Source organism: Xanthomonas hortorum, from assembly GCF_011305375.1.
Taxonomy (GTDB): domain Bacteria; phylum Pseudomonadota; class Gammaproteobacteria; order Xanthomonadales; family Xanthomonadaceae; genus Xanthomonas; species Xanthomonas hortorum_E.
Window position 1 is genome coordinate 108,726 of sequence record NZ_VCME01000015.1, and the last position, 26,013, is coordinate 134,738.

Below are 26,013 nucleotides of genomic sequence, written 5' to 3' on the forward strand. Positions count from 1 at the left end.
GGGCACACGCCGGTCTCTGTACGGCAATCAGGGGAAAATGAAATGAATCGTGCATTTGCGCTGGTCTGGAACGCGGCGATTGGCAATTGGGTCGTAACGCATGAGTTGGTGCGTCGGCGGCGCAAGTCCGGGGCAACCCGTCGTTGTTTGTCGAGCCTGGTTGTGTTGGCGGTGGGGGCCGCCGCACCCGCTCTGGCCTGGGGAGCATGTACACCGGCGCTACCTGCGGCGGGCGCAACCGTCACCTGCACCGGATTGCCGATCACCAGCAATAGTTTTGCCAGCGGCGCAAACAACTTGACGGTCAATGTCGCAGCCGGCACGCAAATGACTGCCGGGTTGCTCGGTGGCACCGCCATCGCGCTCAGTGGTACCAATGCCACGCTCAACAATGGCGGCACGGTCGACCCTTCCGTGCTTGGCTTGTTGTCGGTGTTGAGCACCGGCGTCACCATGGGCAATGCCAGTTCCACGTTGGTCACTGCCAATAACCTAAGCACCGGCACGATATACGGCACCGGCGGCCTGCTTGGTGCCAACCTGCTCAATCTCGACGGCATGGCGCTGGGCATCACCTCGGCCAGCAATGGCGTTGTGCAGATCAACAACGCAGGCCTGATCGATAGCCGTGCATTGTTGAATCTGTCGGTCCTGAGTTCCGATACGCCGGTGATTGCGGTCAGCGGTGGCGGTACCGTCAATGCGGTCAATACGGGCACCATCAACGGACGTGTGGGCTTCCAGAGTTCGGCCACCGGCAATACCTTCGTCAACTCGGGCACCATCAACGGCAGCGTGTCGCTGGGGGCCGGCAGCACCAACAGCTTCACTGCAGTGACGGGCGGCAGCGTCAACAGCAGCGGTGGACTGGCGCTTGAACTGCTGGGTCCCGGCGGCTTGCTGAGCTTCGCGCAGACCGGCGTGGTGGATGGCGGTGCAGGCGGCACCAATACGCTGATCCTGCAGAACTCGGCAACCGGCACCGGCACTGGCAGTACCGGTGTTGGATCGCTCAGCACGGCGCAGTACATCAATTTCGGCAGCCTGCGCGTCAACAGCGGTACCTGGTCGGTCGGTGGCGGCAGCAACTTCGGCAGCAGCGCGCTCAATGGCGGCGTGCTGCAGTTCGCAAACCCTGCCCAGCTCGGCACCAGCATCGCTGCCAATGGCGGTGCACTGGAGGCCACCGCCGCAGGGTTGACGCTGAATCCCACCGGCGGCATCGCGCTGGGTGCAGGTGGATTGACCTTGCAAGGCGCCAACGGCTTGACCGTCGCCAGCCCAATCACCGGCACCGGCGCGCTGACCAAGACCGGCACCGGCGCCTTGGGTTTGACCGGTGCCAATACCTTTACCGGCGGCGTGAACCTGCTCGGTGGCGCGCTGACCGTCGGCAACAACGGCGCGCTGGGAAGTGGCACCGTCAACGCAACCGGCGGCAGCGTGCTTTCAAGTGCTGCAGTCAATTTGCCGAATGCGTTCGTACTCGGCAATAACGTCAGCATCGGTGGTGCCAACAACGTGCGGCTCGGCGGTGTTGTGAGCGGAACAGGCGCGCTGACCAAGGTCGGTACCGGCACGCTGACCCTTGGCGGCACCAATACCTACGCCGGTGGTACCTCGCTGGGTGCTGGCACCGTGCTGCTGGAAACCTCCGGTGCGCTCGGCACCGGCACGGTGACCGCAGCGGGCGGGTTACTGGATACCACTGCTCCGCTGACATTGAACAATGCATTTGCGCTGACCAACACCCTGGGCCTGGGTGCCAGCAGCAACGCGCTGACCTTGAACGGCACGCTTGCCGGTGCCGGTGGCATCAACAAGACCGGCACCGGCACGCTCGCGCTCAACGGCACCAACACGTATACCGGCGGAACCACGCTGGCGTCGGGCGCGTTGCAGCTCGGCACGGCGTCCGCACTGGGAACGGGCGCATTGAATGTCACCGGCCCGGCCAACCTGAGCACCGGCGCTGCGTTGACGGTGGCCAACGGCATCAACCTCGCAGGTCCGTTGAACTGGACCGGCGCGCAGGCGCTCACGCTCAGCGGTGCCATCACTGGCGGCGGCAGTTTGATCAAGAGCGGTGCGGGCGACCTCACGCTGACCAACAGTAATGCCTATACCGGCGGTACCACGCTGAGCACCGGGCGGCTGGTGGTCGGCTCCAACGCGGCGCTGGGCACCGGCACGCTGACCGCCAGTGGCGGCGTACTCGATGCGACCACAGCGGCAACGCTAGGCAATGCCATTACGTTGACCGACACCATGGGCGTGGGCAGCAACGGCACTGCCTTGAACTTGACGGGCACGATTGGCGGCAGCGGTACGTTGAACAAACTCGGCACCGGCACACTCACGCTCGGTGGGCTTAATACCTATGCCGGCGGCACGCTGCTCAATGCCGGCGTCCTGCAGGTGACCAATGACGGATCACTCGGCAGCGGTGCATTGACCGTCACCGGCAATGCCAGTCTGCAGGGCACGGTGCCTACCACGGTGGCCAACGATATTGCGCTGACCACCGGCGCGCTCAGCCTCGATGGCACGCAGGCACTGACCCTGAGTGGCGATATCAGCGGTGCGGGCAGCCTGATCAAATCCGGCAGTGGCGACCTGACATTGAGCGGCAACAGTCTGTACACCGGCGGCACCACGCTCGGTGCCGGTCGCCTCACGGTGGGCAGCGACACCGCACTCGGCGTTGGTGCACTCAGCGCTGCCGCCGGCACCACCTTGGACAACGCCACGGTGAGCACGCTCGCCAATGCGATTGTACTGGCTGGCCTGGTCAACGTGGGTGGCAGCAATGCGCTGACGCTCAATGGTGCGATCACCGGCGCCGGCAGTCTCGACAAGCTCGGCCCGGCCAGTCTGACATTGGCCGGCAACAACACCTATGCCGGTGGTACGCGCTTGTCTGCAGGCAGTCTGGTACTGGGCAGCGATACGGCGTTGGGCACAGGCACCCTGACCATCGGCGGCGGTCTGCTCGATAGCACCGCAGCACGCATCGTCGATAACAACGTGGCACTGGAAGCGGATCTGCAACTCGGCGGCAGCCAGGATCTTGCGCTCAACGGCGTTGTCAGCGGCGTGGGTGGGGTGATCAAGGACGGCGGCGCCACACTCACCCTGGGTGGACCAAACACCTTTGCCGGCGGCGTGGATCTCAATGCAGGCGCGTTGCTGATCGGCAACGCTACTGCACTGGGCAGCGGCGTGCTGACGGCAGCCGATGGCACGCAACTGCAAGCCACCACCGCAACCACGATCGGCAACGATGTCGCCCTGAACGGCGCGCTCTCGCTTACCGGCAACAACGATCTTGGCGTGACCGGTATCGTCAGTGGCGCAGGTAGCCTGATCAAGCAGGGTGCTAGTGCGCTTACGCTCTCCGGCAACAATCTCTACACCGGTGGAACTGTGCTGGACACCGGCACCTTGGTGGTCGGCAGCAACACTGCACTGGGCACCGGCGCACTCACTGCTGCCGATGGGACGCAACTCACTGCCAGCACTGCAGTGACGTTGCAGAACGCGCTCAACGTTGCCGGTCAACTCGGCATCGATGGCCAGGACCTCACGCTCGATGGTGTGATCGATGGCGCCGGCAGCTTGATCAAGAACGGCCCCCAGACGCTCACCCTCACTGGCAACAATACCTGGGTGGGCGGCCTGCAATTGCAGGGCGGCGCGTTGCTGGTCGGCAGCGATACCGCACTGGGATTAGGCACGCTGACTGCGGCAGCTGGCACCACGCTGGATGCCACCACCGCAGTGACACTGGGCAATGCGCTCGCATTGAACGGCGCGTTGACGCTGCCCGGCACGCAGGACACCACGCTCAATGGCGTGATCAGCGGCATCGGCAGTCTGGATAAACAAGGCGCGGCCACGCTGACCTTGAACAACGCCAACAGCTTCAGCGGCGGCGTTGCGCTGGATGCAGGGCGTGTGGTGCTGGGTAACGACACTGCGTTGGGGGTAGGTGGCCTGCTGGTCGGCGGCGCTGCGGAACTGGATACCAATGCAGCGCTGACGCTGGGCAACACGGTGCAGTTGAATGATCAGCTCACCCTGATCGGCAGCAACGATCTGACGTTGAACGGTGCCATCAGCGGCACCGGTAGCCTGATCAAGAATGGCGCCACCACGTTGTCGCTCAATGCAGGCAACACGTACGCAGGCGGCACCACATTGGCTGCGGGCACCATTGCAGTCGGTGCAAACGATGCACTCGGTACCGGCAGCCTGTCGGTCATCGGCAACGCGGCGTTGAGCAATGCGATTGCGGTGGCTTTGGGCAACGACATCGCACTTGGCGCAGCGCTCACCGTGGACAACGGCGCAGACATGCTGGCCAGCGGCAACATCAGCGGTGCAGGCGATTTGATCAAGACCGGCGCCGGGACCCTGACCTTGAATGGCAGCAACAGCTACACCGGCCCGTTGGCGATTCAGGCCGGCACGCTGGTGGCCAGCACCGGCGCGGCGCTGGGCAATGCCAGCAACGTCGATGTCGCGGCGGGCGCAGCGTTGAATCTGACCAACGGCGGCCTGATCACCGCACTCAGTGGTGCCGGCAATGTCGACACCGATGCCGGCGGCACGCTGCAATTGGGCGGCGGCGATTTTGCCGGCAGCCTGGGCGGTGGCGGCAATCTGGACAAGGTCGGCGCGGGCACGGTGCGCTTGCTCGGCACCAGTGCGATCGGTGGTGCCACGCAAGTCAGTGGCGGCACCTTGGATGTGATCGGCAGTCTCGGCACCAGCGCGTTGAACGTGGCGCTCGGCGGCACGCTGACGGGCACCGGCACGAACGGTAGTGTGGCCAGTGGCGTGACCATCGGCGATGGCGGCCGGCTTGCATTGACCAGTGGCTCCTCGCTCAGCGTGGGTGGCTTGTCGCTGGCATCGGGTGCGTTTCTCGATGTCGCACTGGCCGCGCCGAGCAACACGCGTCTGCTCGCAGTCAACGGCGATCTCACCCTGGACGGCACGCTCAACATCACCGACATCGGTGGCTTCGGCACCGGCGTGTATCGCTTGATCGATTACACCGGCCTGCTCACCAATAACGGCTTGGCCTTCGGCGTGATTCCCGGCAGCGTGGATCTGAGCCAGCTCGCCTTGCAGACCGCCATCGGCCAGCAGCTCAATCTGGTGGTCACCGCGCCGGGCAGCATCGTGCAGTTCTGGGACGGCGTGCAGACCACGGCCAATGGCACGGTCGATGGTGGCGCCGGCACCTGGGGCGCGGCCACCAACTGGACCAGTCAGGATGGCACCGCCAACAGCACCTGGCAGGGCGATTTTGCGGTGTTTGCCGGTACCGCAGGTGCGGTGGGCGTGCAGGGCACGCAGAGTATCGGTGGCCTGCAGTTCGTCACCGACGGGTATCAGTTGACCGATGCCGGCGCCGGTGCGCTGGACGTGGTCGCACCGTTGACCGCAGTGCGTGTGGACCCGGGTGCAACTGCCACGATCGACATCGCGATTTCCGGCGTTGGTGGCGTGGAGAAACTCGACACCGGCACGCTGGTGCTCGACGCGGCCAACAGCTACACCGGCGGTACGGCACTCAGCGGCGGCACCCTGGTGCTCGGCGACGCGCAGGCACTGGGCACCGGCACGTTGACTGCGGCAGCCGGCACCAACCTCGATAGCAATCAAGCATTGGCAGTGGGCAATGCGGTAGTGCTAGGCGGTGCGCTCAATCTGGTTGGCAGTAACGATCTGACCTTGTCCGGTGCGATCAGCGGTGCGGGAAGTCTGATCAAGAACGGTGCGTCCACGCTGACGCTGGATGGCGCCAACAGCTATGTCGGCGGCAGCGTGTTGAACGCAGGCACGTTGGCGGTTGGCAGCAACAGCGCGTTGGGTGTCGGCAGCCTGTCTGTGCTGGGCAATTCCACCTTGAGCAACGCGATTGCGCTGGCCTTGGGCAATGCAGTCAATCTCGGTGCCGATCTGACCATTGCCAGTGCAGACGATCTGGCACTGGCCGGCGCCATCAGCGGTGCCGGTGCGTTGACCAAGAACGGGTTGGGCACACTGACCTTGTCCGGCCCCAACAGCTTCACCGGCCCGGTGGCGGTGCAGGCCGGTGTGCTGGCGACCGCTGCACCTGGTGCGTTGGGGAATGCCAGCGCAGTGGATGTCGCGGCAGGCGCCGGGCTCTCGTTGGGCAGCAACACGGCGTTGGGTGCGCTGACCGGGCAGGGGAATGTTGCGATCCTTGGCGGCAATACGCTGCAGCTGGGCGTCAACAACGTCAGCAGCACCTTTGCAGGTAGCCTGAGCGATGCCGGCAATCTGGAGAAAGTGGGCACGGGCACGGTGCAGCTCACCGGCACCAGCACGCTCGGCGGCGCCACGCAGATCACTGCAGGGACGCTGGATGTGGATGGCATTCTGGCCAGCACTGGCGGTGTGACCGTCGCAACGGGCGGCACGCTGAGCGGTAGCGGCGAGGTCGCTGCACCGGTCACCGTTAACGATGGCGGCCGTCTGGTGGTGACCAGCGGTGCGGTGTTGACCACGGGCATGTTGAACCTGGCGCCCAATGCCAGCATCGATGCGTTCCTCGGCACACCCAGCAACACGGGTGTGTTGGCGGTCAACGGCGATCTCACCCTGGACGGCACGCTCAACATCACCGACATCGGTGGTTTCGGTAATGGCGTGTATCGCCTGATCGATTACACCGGCGCAATGACCAATAACGGGCTGGGCTTCGGCACCATTCCGGGCACCATCGATCTTACCCAGTTGGCGCTGCAAACCGGGTTGTCGCAGCAGGTCAACGTGGTGGTCTCCGCACCCGGCACCAACGTGCAGTTCTGGGATGGTGCGCAGACGCTGGCCAACGGCAGCATCGATGGCGGCGCAGGCGTGTGGGCAGCGGGTCCGACCAACTGGACCACGGCCGATGGCTTGCTCAACAGCGACTGGCAAAACAGCTTCGCCGTCTTCGCCGGCCCGGCAGGTAACGTAGGCGTGCAGGGTACACAAGGCATCACCGGGATCCAGTTCGCCAGCGACGGCTACGTGCTGAGCGATGCCGGCGCCGGTGCGCTGAGCGCCAATGCGGCCACCACCATCGTACGCGTCGATCCGGGCGCCACCGGCACCATCGATGTGAGCATCGGTGGCACCGGCACGCTGCAGAAACTCGATACCGGTACATTGATCCTGGGCGCCGCCAACACCTACACCGGCGGCACCGCACTCGGTGGCGGCACGCTGGTGTTGGGCGATGCACAGGCATTGGGTACCGGTACGCTGACGGCGGCAGCGGGCACCACGCTGGATACCGATCAGGCACTGACGGTCGCCAATGCGCTGGATCTGAGCGGTGCACTCACGCTGGCGGGCAGCAACGATCTCACCCTGACCGGTGCGATTGGCGGTGCCGGTGGCTTGATCAAGAACGGTGCGACCACGCTGACGCTCAGCGGCAACAACAGCTATGCCGGCGGCACCGTGCTCAGCGACGGCACCCTGGCCGTCGGCAGCAACACCGCGCTGGGTAGCGGCAGTTTGTCGGTAGTCGGCGATGCGGTGCTGAGCAATGCAGTTGCCGCAACACTCGGCAACGCGGTCACGCTGGGCGCTGCGCTCACTGTCGATAATCCGGCGGATCTGACCCTGGCCGGCGACATCAACGGCAGCGGTGCACTGATCAAGACCAACACCGGCACGCTTACGCTCGATGGCAGCAACAGCTTTACCGGCGGCACCACGCTCAACGCCGGCACGCTGGTAGGCGATAGCGCAAGCTTGCAAGGTGCGATCGTCGACAACGCGACCCTGGCATTCAATCAGGTGGGCGATGGTGTGTTCACCGGCTCGATCACCGGCACTGGCACAGTGATCAAGGATGGCGCCGGCGCTCTGTTGCTCAACGGTGCGAATGGTTACAGCGGTGGCACCACGATCGTTGCAGGGACGTTGATCGGCGACACCACCAGCTTGCAGGGCGACATCGCCAACAACGCGGCCCTGGTCTTCAATCAGGCCACCGGCGGCGTGTATGCAGGCACGGTCAGCGGCACCGGTTCGCTGGAAAAGGCCGGCACTGGCGTGTTGCAGTTGATCGGTCCCAACAGCTACACCGGCGGCACGGTGGTCAGTGCCGGCACGTTGATCGGCAACACCACCAGCCTGCAGGGCAATGTGGTGGACAACGGCACGCTGGTGTTCGATCAGGCCACCGATGGCGTGTTTGCCGGCGCCGTCAGCGGCACGGGGAGCGTGATCAAGCAAGGCGCTGGCGCGCTGACGCTCGACGTCGCCAACAGCCATGCCGGTGGCACCACGCTTGCCAGCGGTACGCTGGTGCTTGGCGATGCGCAGGCATTGGGTACCGGCAGCTTGACTGCGGCAGCAGGCACCACCTTGGATACCGATCAGGTATTGACGGTGAGCAATGCAGTCAATCTGACAGGCGCAGGTGCACTTGCGCTGGCAGGCAGCAACGATCTCGCGCTGACCGGCCCGATCACGGGCGCTGGTGGTTTGATCAAGAACGGTGCATCCACGCTGACGCTCGATGGCAGCAATACCTATACCGGCGGCACCACGCTCAACGCCGGCACACTGGTAGGCGATAGCGCAAGTTTGCAAGGCGCGATCGTCGACAACGCGACCCTGGCATTCAATCAGGTGGGCGATGGTGTGTTCACCGGCTCGATCACCGGCACTGGCGCTGTGATCAAGGATGGCGCCGGCGCTCTGCTGCTCAACGGTGCGAATGGTTACACCGGTGGCACCACGATCGCGGCAGGGACGTTGATCGGCGACACCACCAGCCTGCAGGGCGACATCGCCAACAACGCGGCCCTGGTCTTCAACCAAGCCACCGGCGGCGTGTATGCAGGCACAGTCAGCGGCACTGGTTCGCTGGAAAAGGCCGGCACTGGCGTGTTGCAGTTGATCGGTCCCAACAACTACACCGGCGGCACGGTGGTCAGTGCCGGTACGTTGATCGGCAACACCACCAGCCTGCAGGGCAACGTGGTGGACAACGGCACGCTGGTGTTCGATCAGGCCACCGATGGCGTGTTTGCCGGCGCCGTCAGCGGCACCGGGAGCGTGATCAAGCAGGGTGCGGGTGCGTTGACACTTGTCGCTCCCAACACCTATAGCGGTGGTACCACGATTGCCAGCGGCAGCCTGATCGGCAACACCACCAGCCTGCAAGGCAACATCCTCGACAACGCGGTACTGGTGTTCGATCAGGCTGGCGCCGGTACGTTTGCCGGCAACATCACCGGTAGCGGTACGTTGATCAAGACCGGGGCCGGTGCACTCACGCTGGATGGCGTCAACGCCTATCTCGGTGGCACCACCATCGCTGCTGGCACGCTGGTCGGCGATACCGACAGCCTGCAGGGCAACATCGCCAATAACAGCGCGCTGGTGTTCCAGCAGACCAGCAATGGCACCTACGCAGGGACGTTGTCGGGCACTGGCAGCCTGCTCAAGGATGGTGTGGGTACCTTGCTGGTCACCGCAAACAGCAGTGGCTTCACCGGGCCGACCACGGTCGCCGCAGGCACCCTGAGCGTAGGCAACCCGGCCAATCCGGGCGCTGCGTTGGGCGGGCCGGTCACGGTAGGTCCGGGCGGCACGCTTACCGGTAGCGGTAGCGTCGGTAGCCTGAGCTCGGGCGGCACCGTGGTGATCGGCGGCACCGCCGGCACGATCAGTGTCGGCGGCAATGCCACGCTCGGCAATGGCTCCACCTTGCAGGTCACGCCTGGCGCAGGTGGCGCGGTCACACCCATCAGCGTGGGCGGTGCGGCCACGCTGGCACCTGGCAGCACTTTGCAACTGGTGCGTGCGACGGATCTGCCGTTGTTTACCGAAATTCCGGTCATCAACGCCGCTGGCGGGCTCAGCGGGCAGTTCAGCAATGTTGTTTCCGACTACGCCTTTGTCGAGCCGAACGTCAGCACCAGCGCCACGGCGTTGTCGGTCTCGTTGGGTCGCAACACCGTGGCCATGGTCGATGCGGTCACCGTGCCAAACCAGCAGGCTGCCGCAGCTGCCGTGGATGGGTTGCCGACCACCAACCCGGTCTATCAGGCAGTGGTGCGCTTGCCCGACGATCCGCAGGCGATCAGCACCGCGTTTGCCTCGCTGTCTGGCGAAAGCCATGCCAGCACGGCCACTGCGTTGCTGGATAGCCGCTTCCTGCTGAGTGGCGTCGGCAACCATCTGCGTGGCGATAGCCAGGACGCGCGCGTGGGAGACACCACGGTATGGATCACCGGTCGCAGCCTGCCCAATCGTGTCGATGGCGATGCCAATGCGGCCTCGGTACGGCGCGAGGACAACGGCATCATGGCCGGTGCAGAACGGCGCATCGGCGAGCGCAGCGTGCTTGGTATCGCGGTCGGTAATCAGGACATCGAAACCCGCTCGCGCGAGTCCTTTGATCGCTCCGATATCGATGGCACACATGCCGGTATCTACGGCCAGGCCGATTGGTCCGCGTTCGCGCTGCAAGCCTCGGTCGACTATGCCGATTACAGCGTGGACAGCACGCGTCGGGTGATGCTGCCCGGCGTGCTCGAAGAGCGGCTGAGCAGCAATTACGACGCCAAGGCCATCACCGTGTCGCTGGAAGCGGCCTGGAATCTGCGCACCGGCAACGCGGTGTACAGCCCCTTCATCGCAGCCGACTACACGCACCTGAAGACCGATGGTTTCAACGAGCGCGGCGGCATTGCCGGGCTGTCGGTGGACAGCGCCAAGGACGAGTACACCACCAGCACGGTGGGTGTGCGTGGGCGTTGGCAGCTGGGCCAGGCGGCCGGGTTGTATGCGTCGGTGGGTTGGCGGCACGCGTTCGGCGACCGCGCTGTGGAACGTTCGGCCGGTTTCATCGGCACCGGCTCGCAGTTCTCGGTGCAGAGCGTCACCCTGGCGAAGAATGCGGTGGTCGGCGAGTTGGGCGTGAGCCTGATCACCTCGCCTGCCAGTCGCCTGTCGTTGTCGTTGCAAGGACTCAACGGCGATGGCCAGACCGCGTACGGCGGCCAGGTCACCTGGGGCTGGAACTTCTGATTCACTGCAGACTAAAAAGCCCCGGCACTGCCGGGGCTTTTTTTTGGCCGATACAACGGCACGCACGTACAGCGTCATGCTTGCACTTGCACTTGCAGCGCACCCGCAATCGCTGGTCGGCCGCGTCGGCAACCGCAGCGTGGGCGTCGTGCATGCCGACTCCGCGTACCGGCCATGCAGCCTTGCGGCCACACTGCCGGTCTGCAGACGGCGCTTAGAACTGCCAGCGCAGGCCGACATTGGCGTTGATGCTGTTGGCATCCGACCGACCACGCTCGGCACCCACGTTGCCGTAGATCGAGAACGCATCGTTCACCTGGTAACGCACACCGACCGAGGCACGCAGCGCTTGCTTGGACACCGGCTCGCCGGCGACGTTGAAGCGCGCTTCCGGCAAATCGGTGAACCATGCGGTGAAGTCCGAGTTCGGGTTGCCGAACAGCGAGCGGTAAGCAACCAGACCATCGAAGCCCCACTTGCCGCGCGTCAGATGGCCACGCACGCCCACTTCGCCGTAGCCCGCGCGCAGCGTGTCGCTATTGGCACTCAAGCCCAGGCCGGTGGCCGATGCTTCGCTGAAGGCATCCTGCTTCTGGCTGACCACACCGACGGCAACGAACGGCGACAAACCCGCGTGCGGCAGCAGGCCGAGTTCGGCGCGCAGCGACCAATTGGTGTCGTGGCGACGATCCTGCAGACGCTCGCGGATGCTGCCGGCCTGCACGGTACGCTCGGTTTCCACATTGCTCATGCCATACGAACCGATGCCCGAGAGGTAGGCCTGGCCGATCGGCTGATACAGATACGCCGTCATCGCATAACGGTCCGAGCGCAGACGGCTGGCCGAGGCATCGATGTTTGCACGGTCCTGACCCGAGCTCACCGCCGCACCCACGACCGTGCCGGCGCTGCCCATCGGCAGATCCACACCGAAGGTGGTGGACTGCTGGGTGTAATCGGCCGAGTCGAAACCGTTGCCGCCCAGATTGCCGTCCAGATAGCTGCCCTGCATCCAGGTGGTCAGCGTGGTGGTGTCGGCCAGGTAGGGCAGGCGATCGGCAGCCACGCGCGCATCGTTGAGCGCGGACTGGAAGCCCAGCGTGCGCTCGATGCCGTGTACCTGGCCAGCCAGGGTCGGCAGCGATGCGGCAACCTGCGCATCGGTCGCCGCCAGCAGCGAGCCGGTAGCGCTGATCAAACCACCCAGATTGTCGGTGTCGCCCGAAGCCACACGCGTATCCAGCACCTTGACCAGCGTATCGGCCTGCGCAGCACCGTTGACCACCGATTGCGGCGCACCGGCCGCTTGCGCGCTGGCAGCGGAGGCATTACGCGTCAGCGTGGCGGTGACGGTGGTGGGGTCGTAGGCGAGTGAGGCGGTCCAGAAGAAATTGTTGGCGTACTGCACGCGATCGAAGGTGCCCTGCAGGTTGCCCGCCTGGACGATCTTTTCGCTGCTGCCGACGGTGTAGCCAGCCGCTTCCGGCAGCAACAGCAGATTGCCCTTCAGGCTGGCCTGGCCGGTGACGGTCAAGCCCTTGCCCAATTCGAGTGCGGTGGTGCCGGTGTTGTTGACCAGGCTGTAGTTACCGTTGATCACACCGCCGTGCGATTCGAACGTAGCCGAGTTGAGCACGATCACATCCGAGCGCAGGCTGCCGGACAGTGCGAGCACGCCGTCGCTGACGCTGGTGCCGCCGGTGTAGGTGTTGTTGCCGCTGAGCGTGAGCTTGCCGGCGCCGTTCTTGGTCAGGTTGCCCGCGCCGGAAATGTCGTTGCTGAAGGTGCTGTCGTAGCCGGAGGTCACGTTCGCCGACCAGTTGTTGACGAACTGCGCCGGGCCGTTGATCGCCTTTGCAGCATTGACCAGGCCATAGCCGTACAACGCATCCACGCCCGGGTCGCCCAGGTCGGTAGCAGTGGTCAACAAGGTCTGCTGCAGGTTGGAGGCGCTCATCCACGGATACACGCCCAGCACCTGCGCCGCCACGCCGGTGACCGCAGCGGTGGAGAACGAGGTGCCGGCGATCTGGCCCTGCAACTCGGTGCCGGCCAGGGCCGGGGCGAAGTAGCTGCCCGGCGCCACCAGGCACCACTGCGCAGCGGCGCCGCAATGGTTGGAATAGCTGGTCAGGCCGGCGGCATTGCCGGCGCTGTCGATATTGATTGCGCCCACTGCCAGCCAGTTGTTGCGCAGGCTGGCTTCCTGCACCGGGGTAGCGGCCGGGTAGGACGCTTCGGACGCACCTTCGTTGCCGGTCGATGCCACGATCAGCGCATCGGCCTGCACCAGCGGAGCCAGTGCGAACTTCCAGGCCAGCGCGGCGTTCGCGCTGCTGGCAGCATCTGCATACGAGGCACCGATCGAAAGGTTGGCAATCCGCACGCCGGCAGCCGCCAGATCCACCGCGGCGCGGCGAGCCTGCTGGGTGCCGCAGGAATTTTCGGCGCAGATGCGCGCATAGAACAGGTCTGCATCCGGCGCGATACCGCCGGCAAAGCCGTCCTGCGCCGACCCCAGCACCAGCGCCGAGATGACCGTGCCGTGGCCGCGCAACGCGTTCGCAGACGACTCCGGCGTGCCGGGGCTGGCGGTGTAGTCATTGAAGCTGTCGACCTTGCCGCTGATCGGCGCGTAGCTCGGCACCAGGTTGTCGTCCAGCACGGCCAACTTCACGCCCTGGCCGCGGGCACCGGCCTGCTGTGCCAGATCCGCATTGGTCGGCACCAGCAGGTTGCTGCCCAGGCCCTGGTAACGGGCCGGTGCAGGAGCAGGCGAGGGCACCGGTGTCGGAGCGGGAGCGGTCTTGGGCAGCGGGTCGGCCGTGGAGGTTTCCGGCGGCGCCGGCGTTGTGGGGGGCGTCGGGGTGGCAGGCGCCGTCGGCATGGGCGTCGGAGCCGGCGTCGGTGTCGTCGGAGTCGCAGGTGCAGGCGTGGACGGCGTCGGGGCCACAACCGTGGTCTGTGGCGGGTCACTGCGGACGTTGCCGCCACCGCCACCGCCGCCACAGGCGGTCAGGACGAGGCAGGATGCGATGGTCGTTGCGAGTAGCGAGCGATTCATAGTTTGTTTAATCCGGTCATTTGGCGCGCCGCTACTGCTGAATATCTGAATTTGGCGCAAAGGTTTCCCACGTCAGCGCTGATGCCGACGGAGGCATTTAATTTCACGGGTTATTCACTTTATTCGTCGCCGATCCGTCCCTTCGGATAAGCGCCGCTTAGAACACGGGGAATGCAGTGATGCATCCAATCGTGTGCTTGCGAGATTGTTTAACGGCGCTATCCAGAAACTCTAAAACCTGAATGGTCAGTTGCAATTCAGAGAAAAACCGAGCCAATAGACATTTGCGATTTAATCCATAGCGAGAAAGGATTAGAATGCCACTAGCGAGCTCTAGTACAGAGAAAAGCCGTAGCGAACGCGACCGTAAAACATCACATTTCTCAAGGGGCGGCAATCCTAAATGCGATTGCTATCGCAGTGAATCAGGGATATACCTCAAGCTGTCGGTGAATCCCTCACATGCTGTAGCGGATTCGACCGTAAGTTAGCGAATCTAACGGACTCTGCCGTATGAGCGGCGAATGATTTTTCCCGCGATATAAAAGCAGTGGGATCTTTATCGTCGGTCAATGTTTAAATTAGTATATCCATCTGAATTTATACTAAGCAGCCACAACAAATGGAATCGATTGTGCAAAATTCAATGGTTTTTGCATGCTAATCGGCCTAGATTTCTGTATAGGCAGCTAGGGTGATTCGAGTGGTTGCTCGATAGAAGCCGAGTCTCTTTAGGCAGGAAAAACGCCGTTGCTGTTAGCGAATAGGCGCTTTTTTAGTCCAGCGATCAATCGGGCAATAAAAGATTGAAGCCCAGCGTGACCCACGGCGTGTGGTCTGCGCCATGCTGATATCCGGCCAGTAGATCAATGCTTGCACGCTCGCCAAACAGGCGCCGCAGTCCAGCCTGCTGGCCAAAACCGCCACGGTCGTCGCCAAACGCCTCGGCCAGCACCGTCCAGGCGGGGCCGAGCGTGTGCTCCACGCCCACACTTGCCGTCAGCGCCATCGCCGCGCTGCGGGGCGTGTTCGCGCCCACGTTCAGATGCAGCAAGCTGCGCCGGTCCGCATCCAGCGCAATGCTCACCGGTACATTGAGGATCAGCCCATCCAGCCGCTGCCGGCGCAGGTCCCAGTTCGCACCCAGCGAGGCACCCACGCCCCAGCGCTGCTGGTCCAGATCGCGAAACAGCCGCTTCACGCCCAGTGCGGCGATACCGGCCCGGGTTTGGTCGCTGAATGTCGACAGCCCCAGGCTGACTTCGTTGCCGGCCCAGGTGCAGGCAGGCACGGCGGTCAGTTCGCGCCCCGGGCGGGAGCCGCGTAGCCAGGTTTCCACCTGGCAGCGTCCTTCAGGGGTCAGGGCGGCATCGTCAGTGGTCAGGCTGGCGGCGGCCTGCGCACGGAACGCAAGCACGGACGCAGCTGCCAGCAGCAGGGCGGGGAACAGCTTCAGGGACATCGGCACTCTCCAGGGTCGGAGCGCCAAAGACCGCGCTTTGGGTCTAGCTGGATTGTGTGGGTAATGCAGGCAATGCGTGGGCGCAAGCGCACGCGATGAGCCCCGCCCTGTGCGGACGGAGCCGACCTTGGGTCAGGATCCGTCGGCGCAGGTGCCGCGACGCAATCGACTATGACTGTCCAAGGAGCAGGCCTCTGGGGTGGGGGACGAAAAACGTGGCGCATGATGCCTGCAAGGCCGTGACGAGCGCAATCGGTGGAGCGCGTCGGACAAGGACCGCGTGGCGATCTGGTAAGCGCCTGCACCAGCGTCCAGGCTATCGGGGAATTGCGGTAGCACCACCGACTGGCAGACCATCAGTTCAGTGCGTCGCTGACAGCGCACGAACGCGAGGTCTGCAGCGGCTCTTGGTTACGGATTGAAATCGATCATCGCCAGGGTTCCCTCGGCGATGGTCGACTCCAGATGCAGGCGCCAGCCGAAGCGCTCGCAGATACGCTGAGTCAGGAACAGGCCCAGCCCCGAACCGCCGCCTTGCTTGACCGAGTGTTTCAATGAGGCGGTGTAGCGCTCTGCCGCCAGCACGGTATCGAAGCCTTCGCCCGAGTCGCGGATGCAGAGCCTGTGCTCGACCAGCGAGACGCGGATGTCGCCGGCATAGGTATGGTCGGCCGCATTGCGCAGCAGGTTGCCCACGGCAATGCGCACCATCGATTCGGACGCATGCAAGACCAGCGGCTCCAGCACGTCGATGTGGTACTGCACCGGCTTTGCCGAGACCAGATACAGATGGTCCTGGACCAGATCGGGAAGCAGTCCGTGCAGGACGGTGATCTCCTCGCGCTCGGTAGGGGTTGGTTCGCGCGAAAGATACAGCAGCGCTTCCATGATCTGCTTGAGGTTGCCCACGGCTTCGTCGATGCGATGCAACGGCCGCTGCGCGCGCTCCGGCAACTGCTGCTTGTGCAGTACATCGGCCGCGCCGGAGATGACGGCCAGCGGCGTGCGGAATTCGTGGCTGGCCTGGTCCAGCAGACTGCGCTCGCGTTCGATCGCGCGCGCTACACGTTCCAGGTGCGCGTTCACCTCACGCGCAATCGTATTGAGCTCGCTCTTGCGGTAGTCGGTGGGCAGCCGTTGCGCGGGTTGCAGCGGGTCCAGCTGTCGCATGCGCCGTGCCAGGTCGGTGACCGGCCGGGTCAGACTGATGAAGAGCCACCAGATCACCAGCGCGATCATCGCCAGATTCAACAGCATGAACAGCACGCTCACTTGAACGCTTTCGTTCTGCTTGTCTTCGAGCTCGGTCATGTCGATGCTCATGACCAATCGCCCTTGCGGCAACGTGGTGATCAACACCGAGTAACTGCGATCGGGCCGTGTCTGGCCCGGGGGTTCAGCGAACGGCCCCCAATGCGGTTGCAGGATGTTGATGAACTTCCTGGTCAGAAAGGGGGCTCCTTTGGCGGCTTCAAGATCGCCTTCGCCGTAGTAGCCAGGCGCCAGCGCAGCGAAGAAGGCCGGCATTCCTGCGGGGAGTCGCGCAGGGTCTGACACCAGCCAGCCCTGCACCGGGCCATCGGTGGGAAGCGCGCTTTGCAACTCGGCCGCAGGCAGGTGCGCAATGCTTTGCGTGCTCGAGGTGAGCAGCTGTTTCCAGATCGGAGCTTCGATCAACTCCTGGCTCAAAAACCCTTGAACCGCCAACCCCAGGGCAAGCATCGCGCCGGACACGATCAGGCTGCTGCTGATCAGCCACTGCAGACTTCCCAGGCGCCCGCCCAATCTCATCGCGTCCCACCACCCAGGCGATAGCCGACACCGGCGACGGTGTGCAGCAGTTTGTGCTCGCCCCCCTGATCCAGGGCACGCCGCAACACATGCATGTGCGAACGCAGCAGATCGCCCTCGGGCAAGGCGTCGCCCCAGATCAGGCTTTCCAGTCGATCGCGACGCACGATTCTCGGGGATTCGCGCATCAGCAATTCCAGCACGTTGCGCAAGGTGCTGGAGAGCACCACGCTGCGCTCGCCGCGCGAGACCTTCAGACTGTCCAGGTCGAAGCGCAAATCGCCGACCTGCAGCAAGTGACCCGCTGTTGCTGCATTCGCGCTGGCTCTGCCCACCATCACGCGCAAGCGCATTTCCAGCTCCGGCAGCGCGACCGGTTTGACCAGATAATCGTCGGCACCGTTTTCGAACCCGAGTAGCTTGCCCTCCAGCTGATCCTTGGCGGTGAGCATGATGATCGGCGTGCGGCAGCCATGGTCTTCGCGCAACGTGCGCAGCACGCTCATGCCATCCATGCGCGGCAGCATCCAATCCAGAATGATGGCGTCGTAGCGATTGCTGATGGCCAGATTCAGGCCGGAGTTGCCGTCGGGCGCAGCATCGGGTTGATGTCCGCATGCCTCCAGATAATCGAAGATATTGGCCGCCAGTGCACGGTTGTCTTCGATGATGAGCACCTGCAATACCTGCGCAGGCTGGATCGAGCTGGAGGTCATCGCATCGGTGTTTTTCAGGGTGGGAAACATCATACGCAGCATCGTCTCCATGCACTCGACCAGCTCGCGCAACAGGCGGCCGATCGATGCCAGCAGGGCAGGGAAATGCTCAAACATGCAGTAGCCAGCGCCCGGCACCGATCACGCCGGCAAGGCTTGCCAGCGCAACGCTGAGCAACAGCAGATTGATCGCCCACTTGATGGCGTTGTAGGTCGGCCGATGCCGCGCACGCAGCTGCTTTCCACGCGCCATCAGCGGGCTGATCCAGGTGAACAAGGCGCTCGCCGGGCCGCGCTTGTCGCGCGTGTCGTTGGGTGTCATCGCGGCACGTGCGAGCTGGCAGTACAGCAGGTTGAACAGCCTGCCCGGCCAGCGCATCGGCCTGGCGACGTCGCACATGAGGATCAGGCGCGCAGCATCGGTGTCGTTGCGGACGAAATGCAGATAGGTTTCATCGAAGATGAACGCCTGGCCGTCGTGCCAGGCACGCGTCTGGCCATCGACGTCGATGAAGCATTGCGCGGCATTGGGCGTGGCCAGGCCCAGGTGGTAGCGCAACGAGCAGCCCAGCGGATCGGCATGCGGTGTGAGCCCCGAATGCGGCGGCAGGATCGCAAACATGGCGGCCTTGACCTGCGGATACTGCGCCAGGATCTGCAGCGTCTGCGGGCAGCTGGCACGCGCCGATGCATGCGTGTAGCCATACCAGCGCAGGTAGTAGCGGCTCCAGCCATATTTGTAGAACGTGCGAAATCCCACATCGAACGACGCCACCGAGCCTTCCCGGCGCGCCTCCTCGAAACTGCCGCCGGCCTGGATCGCCAGTGCCTCGTCGCGCATGACGTCCCAGTGTTGCGCAAGCGATGCCAGCGTTGGATAGGCATCCAACGCGACGAACGGGCCACGCGCCGCGCGTTTGGTGAACGTGTAGAGAATCACGTTCGGCAGGGCGAACACCGGCCAGCTCTTGCGCAGGTATTGCTTCAAGCTGGCATAGCGCGCTCGACCGCGATACCGGTAGACGTAGGTCATCGCTGCGATCCAGCTCGCCACCAGGCACAGCAAGGTCCAGGCGATCATGCTGCGCTCGCGCCCAGGCATCGCTTACATTGCCGCTGCATGGCGGCGCCATGGCCCGGTGTCATCAAAAGCCCCTGGAAAAACCGATCAACAGCGTGCCGACGCCGTCGGTATCGGGTTCGAGCAGCGGGCTGTCGCTGAGCTTGCTGGGCAACACGCTGTATTGCAGGCGCGTCATGAACTGCCAGCGCTTGCCGATCGGTCGTACGTAAGTGACGCCCACGGTCGGCACGGTGGCCGAATCCGGCTTGTAATCCACCACACCGCGCGCGACTTCCTCGTCCAGCGTGCCGTAGTAGTAATTGGCCATGTCCTTGGAGAGATGGCTGATGCTGACGCTGGGCGTCAATCGGCCGCGTCCCACGCTGATGGGGTAGCCGTAACGCGCAGTCAATTCGTAGCCTTCGCTGGTGCCGGTCACGTCGGCTTTGGCCGTGAATTCGAATTCGCCTGCCGCGCCTTCCCATGTACCGACCAGACCGAGGTCCAGACTGTCGTCGCGATCTTCCAGCAACGCGCGATCGATGCCGTTGCGCGCCAATTCCTCGCTACCCAGATCGTCTGCCGCCACGCCATCCATGCGTAGCGCGGCAATCGCATCCAGGCTGAAGGTCTCGCCTTTGATGATGTGGTATCCGCCGGTGATACCGCGCAAGAACACCCGCTCGCCCTCGAACAGGATCAATGGCACCGGGTTGATCCGCGTGCCCTCACCGGCGAACGGGCTATCCGAGGCAATCGCGCCCAGGCCCAGGCCCCAGCGATAAGGCGATTGTTCGGCCAGCGATGGGTCCGCTTGCGGTGTGGTCTGCGCTGCGGCGAGAGAGGGGAGTGCCAATAGTGTGGCGAGGAAGAAACGGGAATGCGTCATGGGGAGGCTTCAGTGGGAGAGGGCAGCGCCGCCGCTGTGCCGACCCGCGGTCGAGCAGGGAGCGATGGCGCGGCAGCAGCGTGCGTCATGCATGTCGGCCAAATGTCGGCAGTGCAGCAGCGGCACTTGCGACGTTCCACCGACATCGGCGTGGCAACGTGCAGCGCAATCGCACTGCGTCCCACGCCGTCTTGCTTGCCACCACGCTGCTTCGCCTATGGAGTTCGCCATGACCGCTTTCTGTAGTTGCCTGTCGTCTTCATCGCCGATACCGCCGTATGCGAGATGAGGCGACGATCCTGACGTTGGCGCTGAAGATTGTTCCTGTTGCCGAAGCGGCCGCCTGGTTTCATCACGACCCGATTCGCGAGCTGGGAGGTAAGACGGCAGCCGAACTCGCCGCGCGGGGTCATTCCGCCCAGGTCGTCAGGTTTCTGCAGTCGGTTCTGCGCGGCGAACGCGACTGAAAAGGATGCAGAGCGCGGGCCTTGCGCACCGGCCGGGCCAAGCCGGCAGCGCCGGCTGAATATGTGCTACTTGCACTCTTTTTTCGACAGGCCTAAGCTGCCGCCAATTAAGTGCATATTGCACACATATGGATGGCCATGAACGACGACAGAGACCTCGATGTGCTGATCTGCGGCGCCGGCGCCGCCGGGCTGACCCTGGCGCTGGAGCTGGCGCGCCGGGGCATCCGGTTCCGTTTGATCGACAAGATCGGCGAGCCGTTCGGTGGCTCGCGCGGCAAGGGCATCCAACCGAGAACGCTGGAGATTTTCGAAGACATGGGCATCGCAAACCGCCTGGCAGCCGTGGGCGGCCCGTATCCGCCTGAGCGCACTTATGCTCAGAACGGCAGCTACACGGACGCCGAACCCGATCGTGCGGAACCGACCATGACCGAGCCGTTTGCGCAGCCATTGATGGCCCCGCAATTCCTGACCGAGCGCGTGTTACGCGAGCGTCTGGCCGAGTTTGGGCATGCCCCGCACTATGGATGCGAACTGGTCGGCCTGGAGCAGGACGCCACCGGCGTGACCGTACAGCTAAGCGATGGCAGCGGATCGCAAGTGATCCGCTGCCGCTACCTGGTGGCAACCGATGGCGGCCGCAGCTTTGTGCGACACGCACTCGCGATCGATTTCCCCGGCAAGACGCTGGGCGTGCGCGCAATCGTGGCCGACGTGGTCATCCGTGGTCTGGATCGCGCGTATTGGCACCGCTTCAACCAGGCGTCGATGCAAACCCAGATTTCGTTTTGCCCGCTGGCGGGGACCGATTGGTTCCAGATCCAGGCACCGGTGCCGCTGGAAGGCGACATCGATCTGTCGGTTGGCGGCCTCAATGCGATGATCGCCGCGCGCATCGGCGACACCGCCATCCGCGTCGAGCAGGTGTTTTGGGCATCGGCATATGCGATGAACGCGCGACTGGCAGACCGTTATCGCGTTGGACATATTTTGCTGGCTGGCGACGCCGCACACATCCATCCACCGACTGGCGGGCAAGGGCTCAATACCAGCGTGCAAGATGCCTACAACCTGGGTTGGAAACTGGCTGCGGTGGTGCGCGGTGCGTCCGAGAGCCTGCTCGACAGCTACGAGCAGGAACGCCGCCCAATCGCTTCCGCAATGCTGGGCCTGTCGGTCAAGCTGCTCGACGCAGCCAAACAGGGCGACTTGCGCCGCGGTCGGCAGACGCAGCAGTTGGACCTGCACTACGACGCCTCTGCATTGGTGTGGCCGACCACCTCTACGACCGCGATCGCCTCCGGTTGGCGCGCACCGGATGCACCCTTGCTTGGCGCGGCAGGCCAGGCAACGCGCCTGTTCGAGCTGTTCCAGGGACCGCACTGGACGTTGTTGGCTTACCAGATCGCTGCACACACGCTGCCGCGTTATCCGGGTGTTCGCAGCTATGCAATCGGTAGCGACGGCGATCTGCAGGATCCGGGCCAGCAGATCGAACGCGCCTATGGGCTGGTAGCGGGCGATCTGGTGCTGGTGCGACCGGACGGCTACGTTGCCCTCACTGGCAGCATCGAGGCAACGCAGCGCATCACCGACTACCTGCACACGGCAGGTGTTGTTGCGGCAGAGCATGCCGAATTCGAGTTGATGTGATCATTCGAATCGACAAGTGTGAAGCTCCCACGTACGTCTCCTTCAGGTCGCAGAGATGACTGGGCCTCTTATGGAACGCCGCGTTTGAGATCGTCCGCAAACTTGCGCATGAGCCGCACCAGTGCATCGAGATCGCGCTCTTTCCATTCGGAAAAGATGGCGAACCCGATCTTCTTGCGGGCTTCATCGACCTTGTCGGTCATCGTCTTTCCCTTCCTGGTGATCACTGCCTCGCGCACGCGACGATCGGCAGCGCTCTCGCGTCGGCTGACCAGGCCTTGTTCTTCCAGCTTTGCAATCTGCCGGCTGACGGTGGTGTAGTCGCGCCCCACGCGATCGGCAAGTTCGACCACGCCGATCGGCCCGAACCGTTCAATCAATACCAGCAGCGGAAATTGCGCGCGCTCCAGGGAGATCCCAGCCTCCAGAATCATCGCTGCATCGCGCTGCGGCTGGTTCATGACGCCAACAATCTCAAGCAGCGCGCCATGCAGTTCACGCAGTCGTGCACCTTCAGGCGTGTCTTCGGTTTTCTTCATCAGGGCAGTGCCTTGCATCCAATGGGTGCATTTTACACCCACTGACGATTGGCAACAGCCTGTCATGAATGACGATGGTGGAGACCGCAGGACCTGTGCCTGCATGTTCGATCTGGCGCCGCTTGATCAGGTGTCGCTAGTGAACCGATGGCTGTTTTGCTACGCGTTCTTGCTGGGCACAGGGCTCATGGCCATAACGGCGGCTTCCAGACGGATCAGGTAATCGCTGAATCCGCCGGTGGCGCGGGCGTCGCGGCGGGCGCTGGTGTTGACGACCGGGGTGACCAGGCGCGCGATGTGCATGCCGGCGTCTTCCAGTGCGCAGACCAGGGCGACGTCTTCGCTGGAGGTGCGCGTGGAAAAACCGCCGGCGGCCAGATAGGCGGCTGCGCTCATGCCCAGGTTGGCGCCGTGCACGTGGGGATGGCCGTCACAGCGGATTTCCGTGTCCATGAATGCTTTGCGTGTCTCCGGCCGAAAGTCGCGCCAATCGCCGACCTCCACGACACCGCAGAACACATCGGCCGCACAGCCAAGCTGTGCCGACAGCCAGTCCGGTGGCACGCGGGTGTCGGCATCGGTAAAGGCAAGCCAGCGCGCACCGCGGGAGATTGCCGCAGAAGCCGCCGCCGCACGCGCAATGCCGACGCCGCCGCTGGTCTTGAGCGTCATGGCGCCATGCGAACGGGCAATGCTGCCAGTGAGGTCGGTGCAGCGGTCGAGCGCGACATGGATTTCCACGCGCTCGCCATACAAGTGCGGATGCCGTGCCGCCACCAGGATGGATTGTAGACACTGCCCGATCAGTGCTGCTTCGTTATGCGCCGGAATGGTCACCGCAATCATCGCAGGCGCTCCTGTTGCGCAATCGATGGTCCGGCCATCCATGCCTGCAGCACGAAATCAGGGTCTTGATACGTGCATAGCGTTTCCAGTGCTAATGCATCGTGCAATCCTTCATGTACCCGCTCTGCACTGCGCAGCGCGCCCTGGAAGTCGTGACGCCAGTGACAGGCGACAAGGCAACCGCGCTCGCTGAGCGATTGGGCAAACAGTGCAGCGGTTTTTTCGAATGCGGCATCTTCCAGGTAATAACCGACCTCACTGAACACGATCAGATCGAAGCTGCCCTCCGGCCAATCCGCAGGATGCGCCGCTTGTTGCAGGGTTACATGGCGCATCTGTTCGACGCGCGCACTCGCCAGATCGACCGCCTGCTGAGAGAGATCGGTGGCCAGCAACGCGTCGCAGCGTTGCCCGAGTGCTGCAGTGAGTTCTCCGTTGGAACATCCAAATTCCCAGCCTTTTGCAAAGCGCCGATAGGGCAGGGTGCCGAGCAGGATCTCGCGTTTGCGCTGCTCGTACCAACGCGAGCGATAGCCGAACGGGTCGTCGTCGGCATACAGCTGCTCGAAATGCGCGACGCTTAAGGCCGTCATCGGATGAACACCTCAAAAGAGCGATCGAACCGTTCCAACACGTGCAATGGCAGGATCGGCGCAGCAACAGCCGGCGTGCACTGACCGATCTGCGTTGCGAAACACTGGATGGCCTGCCGCTTTGCCTCCATCACCGTAGGAGATAACTCGAATCGGGTCGCGCGCTCGTCGGTAAAGACGCCATCGTCCGGTTGCGACCAATGCCAGGCCCAGACCGGGTATTGCAGCAAGCGCGCACCGTGGGTGTCGCAGGCAGCCTTGGTGGCGCGCGATGCGGCTTCGTGATCGGGATGGCCGTCGCGCTGCCAGGTCACCAGCACAGTATCGTTTGCATCGAGCAAGCCGCCCACGGCCTCTGCAATGCGCGCCTCGCACGCAGCCAGTGCGCCGTCGCCCAATGCAAGATGGATCAACGCGCCTGGCAACAGACCCAGATGTTGAACGGCTGCGTCGAGCTCCAGCCGACGTGCAGGGCCAAGTACCTGCGGCGCCCAGCCCGGTTCGTCTGGATACGCCAGTTCGCCATCGGTGAGCGCAATGATCAGTACGGGCACGCCAGCCGCGCGTGCGGCTGCGATGAGCCCACCGCAGCCAAGCACTTCATCGTCGGGGTGCGGCGCGACCACGACCAGCCGACGGCTGCCTTGCAGCAGTTGCGATAGCGAGCTGCGCGGCATATCACTCAGACACGCTGCATCGCGCCACACTGACTCAGGTGTGCCTGCACCTTCGATTGGCTGGCCGGTCAAATCTTCCATGCGAGATCCTGTTGATGGCAGAGCTCACCCAAGGCTTGCAGATCACGCTCGCCGTGGTGTTGTCGGATGAAGACCGACAAGTCGGCGCAGCGCTGTGCATGCACGCGGTCGCCGCAAAGCGGGCCAGGGCCCAGTGCACGGCCAACCCGATCGAGCGTGTCGCGCGCCACTGCCTCGACAACACTGCGTACCTGCAGCACGCCGCGCATCTGCGGATCCTGCGGTTGTGCGTCAATCTGTTGCGCGAGCTGACGCAACAACGCACCAGCAGCGGCCAGGCCTGCGTCGATGGTGCCCAGGTGCGCGGCGGCGTGCGGATCGCGGCGTACCCGAGATGCTTTGCGTAGCACATCGGCAACGGCGCTGGTTGCGCCAAACCAGCATGCGGCGATGCCGGCACCACCATGCCAGAACCCTGGCCGTGTCAGATACGCATCGCTCGCTCCAACCTGCTGCGCGGGAACCCTGCTGAAGGTGACATTGGCGGTCTCGATGTCGCGCATGCCGATCGCCTGCCAGCCACTTGCATCGATCTGCACACCGGGTTGATTCAACGCCACCGCAAACAGACCGCTGGCACCGGCATGCTGCGTGGTCACCAACGCGTGCGTGACCTGGGCTGCACCAGAGCACCACGCCTTGGTTCCTTCGAGCGTACTGCCGGTAAATCGCATGTCCGAACCCGGTGGCTCCGCCGCCCACACGGCCCAGCGCTGCCCCGGTTCGATGACATCGACATCCAGATCGGCGCAGATGGCCTGCGCGTCGTAATGCGCTTCCAGAAATTTGGCGACACACAAGTCTTCCGCAGCGATATCGGCGAGCAGCTGCCAGCGTTCGGCAGTTCGGCCGCGTCCCGGCAGAGGAAGCACAGGGTGATCGCGCAACCAACGTTGCAGCATTGATTGGTTGAGTCCGTTCTTTGCGGCGAGATCGTCAGGCGATGAAAAAACTGGATCGTTGGATGTAATGCGTGCGCTCATCGCAAGGAAGCTAAGCAGCAAGTGGTGCAAAGCGTGTGATGCGCTCAACCGATGACATCGCTGTGAAGCGGACCGTGCAATTGGGGGCCGCGCTGCAGCCGCCCTGT

At 63.9% G+C, this 26,013-nt stretch carries 14 protein-coding genes; 3 read left to right on the forward strand and 11 right to left on the reverse strand.

Features of this window, described 5'->3' with window-relative positions:
• The first annotated feature begins 42 nt into the window (after positions 1-42).
• Positions 43-11,079 (forward strand): autotransporter-associated beta strand repeat-containing protein, encoded by an 11,037-nt coding sequence (locus FFY45_RS14305; protein WP_176340932.1) that lies wholly within the window; start codon positions 43-45, stop codon positions 11,077-11,079.
• 214 nt (positions 11,080-11,293) lie between these two features.
• Here the strand turns inward: FFY45_RS14305 and FFY45_RS14310 are convergent, their stop codons facing one another.
• From FFY45_RS14310 to FFY45_RS14335, 6 genes are all read right to left on the reverse strand, one after another.
• A complete protein-coding gene (locus tag FFY45_RS14310; protein ID WP_176340933.1) occupies positions 11,294-14,143 on the reverse strand; it encodes a S8 family serine peptidase in 2,850 nt (949 codons plus the stop codon).
• Positions 14,144-14,930: 787 nt separating this feature from the next.
• Positions 14,931-15,605, reverse strand: coding sequence for a PA4824 family protein (locus FFY45_RS14315; protein ID WP_176340934.1), 675 nt, complete (start codon positions 15,603-15,605; stop codon positions 14,931-14,933).
• Between the two features lie 411 nt (positions 15,606-16,016).
• On the reverse strand, positions 16,017-17,396 hold the full coding sequence (locus FFY45_RS14320) for a sensor histidine kinase (protein WP_176340935.1): 1,380 nt from the start codon (positions 17,394-17,396) through the stop codon (positions 16,017-16,019).
• A complete protein-coding gene (locus FFY45_RS14325) occupies positions 17,393-18,079 on the reverse strand; it encodes a response regulator transcription factor (RefSeq protein ID WP_217902591.1) in 687 nt (228 codons plus the stop codon). Before FFY45_RS14325 ends, FFY45_RS14320 begins: the two co-directional genes overlap by 4 nt.
• A gap of 142 nt (positions 18,080-18,221) precedes the next feature.
• Positions 18,222-19,193 carry an aspartyl/asparaginyl beta-hydroxylase domain-containing protein gene (locus FFY45_RS14330; protein WP_176340936.1) on the reverse strand — a complete coding sequence of 324 codons (972 nt, stop codon included), beginning with the start codon at positions 19,191-19,193 and terminating at the stop codon, positions 18,222-18,224.
• 64 nt (positions 19,194-19,257) lie between these two features.
• Positions 19,258-20,064, reverse strand: coding sequence for a MipA/OmpV family protein (locus FFY45_RS14335; RefSeq protein ID WP_176340937.1), 807 nt, complete (start codon positions 20,062-20,064; stop codon positions 19,258-19,260).
• A gap of 305 nt (positions 20,065-20,369) precedes the next feature.
• Here FFY45_RS14335 and FFY45_RS14340 point away from each other — a divergent pair, with 305 nt between their 5' ends.
• Positions 20,370-20,531: a hypothetical protein gene (locus FFY45_RS14340; RefSeq protein WP_229015252.1), complete on the forward strand. Its 162-nt coding sequence runs from the start codon at positions 20,370-20,372 to the stop codon at positions 20,529-20,531.
• Between the two features lie 138 nt (positions 20,532-20,669).
• Positions 20,670-22,187 carry an FAD-dependent oxidoreductase gene (locus FFY45_RS14345; RefSeq protein WP_255171979.1) on the forward strand — a complete coding sequence of 506 codons (1,518 nt, stop codon included), beginning with the start codon at positions 20,670-20,672 and terminating at the stop codon, positions 22,185-22,187.
• Positions 22,188-22,255: 68 nt separating this feature from the next.
• Here the strand turns inward: FFY45_RS14345 and FFY45_RS14350 are convergent, their stop codons facing one another.
• The 5 genes from FFY45_RS14350 to FFY45_RS14370 all read right to left on the reverse strand — a co-directional run bounded on the left by FFY45_RS14350 (position 22,256) and on the right by FFY45_RS14370 (position 25,906).
• Positions 22,256-22,726, reverse strand: a complete 471-nt coding sequence (locus tag FFY45_RS14350; protein ID WP_176340939.1) for a MarR family winged helix-turn-helix transcriptional regulator — start codon at positions 22,724-22,726, stop codon at positions 22,256-22,258.
• Positions 22,727-22,885: 159 nt separating this feature from the next.
• Positions 22,886-23,572, reverse strand: a complete 687-nt coding sequence (locus FFY45_RS14355; RefSeq protein ID WP_176340940.1) for a glycosyltransferase family 2 protein — start codon at positions 23,570-23,572, stop codon at positions 22,886-22,888.
• A complete protein-coding gene (locus tag FFY45_RS14360) occupies positions 23,569-24,165 on the reverse strand; it encodes a class I SAM-dependent DNA methyltransferase (protein WP_176340941.1) in 597 nt (198 codons plus the stop codon). Before FFY45_RS14360 ends, FFY45_RS14355 begins: the two co-directional genes overlap by 4 nt.
• The gene (locus FFY45_RS14365; protein ID WP_023904033.1) at positions 24,162-24,923 is read right to left on the reverse strand and encodes a PIG-L deacetylase family protein; all 762 of its coding nucleotides are present in this window, start codon (positions 24,921-24,923) and stop codon (positions 24,162-24,164) included. Before FFY45_RS14365 ends, FFY45_RS14360 begins: the two co-directional genes overlap by 4 nt.
• Positions 24,911-25,906, reverse strand: a complete 996-nt coding sequence (locus FFY45_RS14370) for an acyl-CoA dehydrogenase family protein (protein ID WP_176340942.1) — start codon at positions 25,904-25,906, stop codon at positions 24,911-24,913. The genes FFY45_RS14365 and FFY45_RS14370 overlap by 13 nt, the downstream gene beginning before the upstream one ends.
• Positions 25,907-26,013 lie beyond the last annotated feature (107 nt).

Bases quoted from the DNA above. Each gene is read 5' to 3' on its own strand.
- FFY45_RS14345 (WP_255171979.1), top strand. From the start codon at position 20,670: ATGAACGACGACAGAGACCTCGATGTGCTGATCTGCGGCGCCGGCGCC.
- FFY45_RS14355 (WP_176340940.1), bottom strand. From the start codon at position 23,572: ATGATTGCGGTGACCATTCCGGCGCATAACGAAGCAGCACTGATCGGG.
- FFY45_RS14335 (WP_176340937.1), bottom strand. From the start codon at position 20,064: ATGACGCATTCCCGTTTCTTCCTCGCCACACTATTGGCACTCCCCTCT.
- FFY45_RS14305 (WP_176340932.1), top strand. From the start codon at position 43: ATGAATCGTGCATTTGCGCTGGTCTGGAACGCGGCGATTGGCAATTGG.
- FFY45_RS14315 (WP_176340934.1), bottom strand. From the start codon at position 15,605: ATGTCCCTGAAGCTGTTCCCCGCCCTGCTGCTGGCAGCTGCGTCCGTG.
- FFY45_RS14310 (WP_176340933.1), bottom strand. From the start codon at position 14,143: ATGAATCGCTCGCTACTCGCAACGACCATCGCATCCTGCCTCGTCCTG.
- FFY45_RS14350 (WP_176340939.1), bottom strand. From the start codon at position 22,726: ATGAAGAAAACCGAAGACACGCCTGAAGGTGCACGACTGCGTGAACTG.
- FFY45_RS14365 (WP_023904033.1), bottom strand. From the start codon at position 24,923: ATGGAAGATTTGACCGGCCAGCCAATCGAAGGTGCAGGCACACCTGAG.
- FFY45_RS14320 (WP_176340935.1), bottom strand. From the start codon at position 17,396: ATGAGATTGGGCGGGCGCCTGGGAAGTCTGCAGTGGCTGATCAGCAGC.
- FFY45_RS14370 (WP_176340942.1), bottom strand. From the start codon at position 25,906: ATGAGCGCACGCATTACATCCAACGATCCAGTTTTTTCATCGCCTGAC.
- FFY45_RS14330 (WP_176340936.1), bottom strand. From the start codon at position 19,193: ATGATCGCCTGGACCTTGCTGTGCCTGGTGGCGAGCTGGATCGCAGCG.
- FFY45_RS14360 (WP_176340941.1), bottom strand. From the start codon at position 24,165: ATGACGGCCTTAAGCGTCGCGCATTTCGAGCAGCTGTATGCCGACGAC.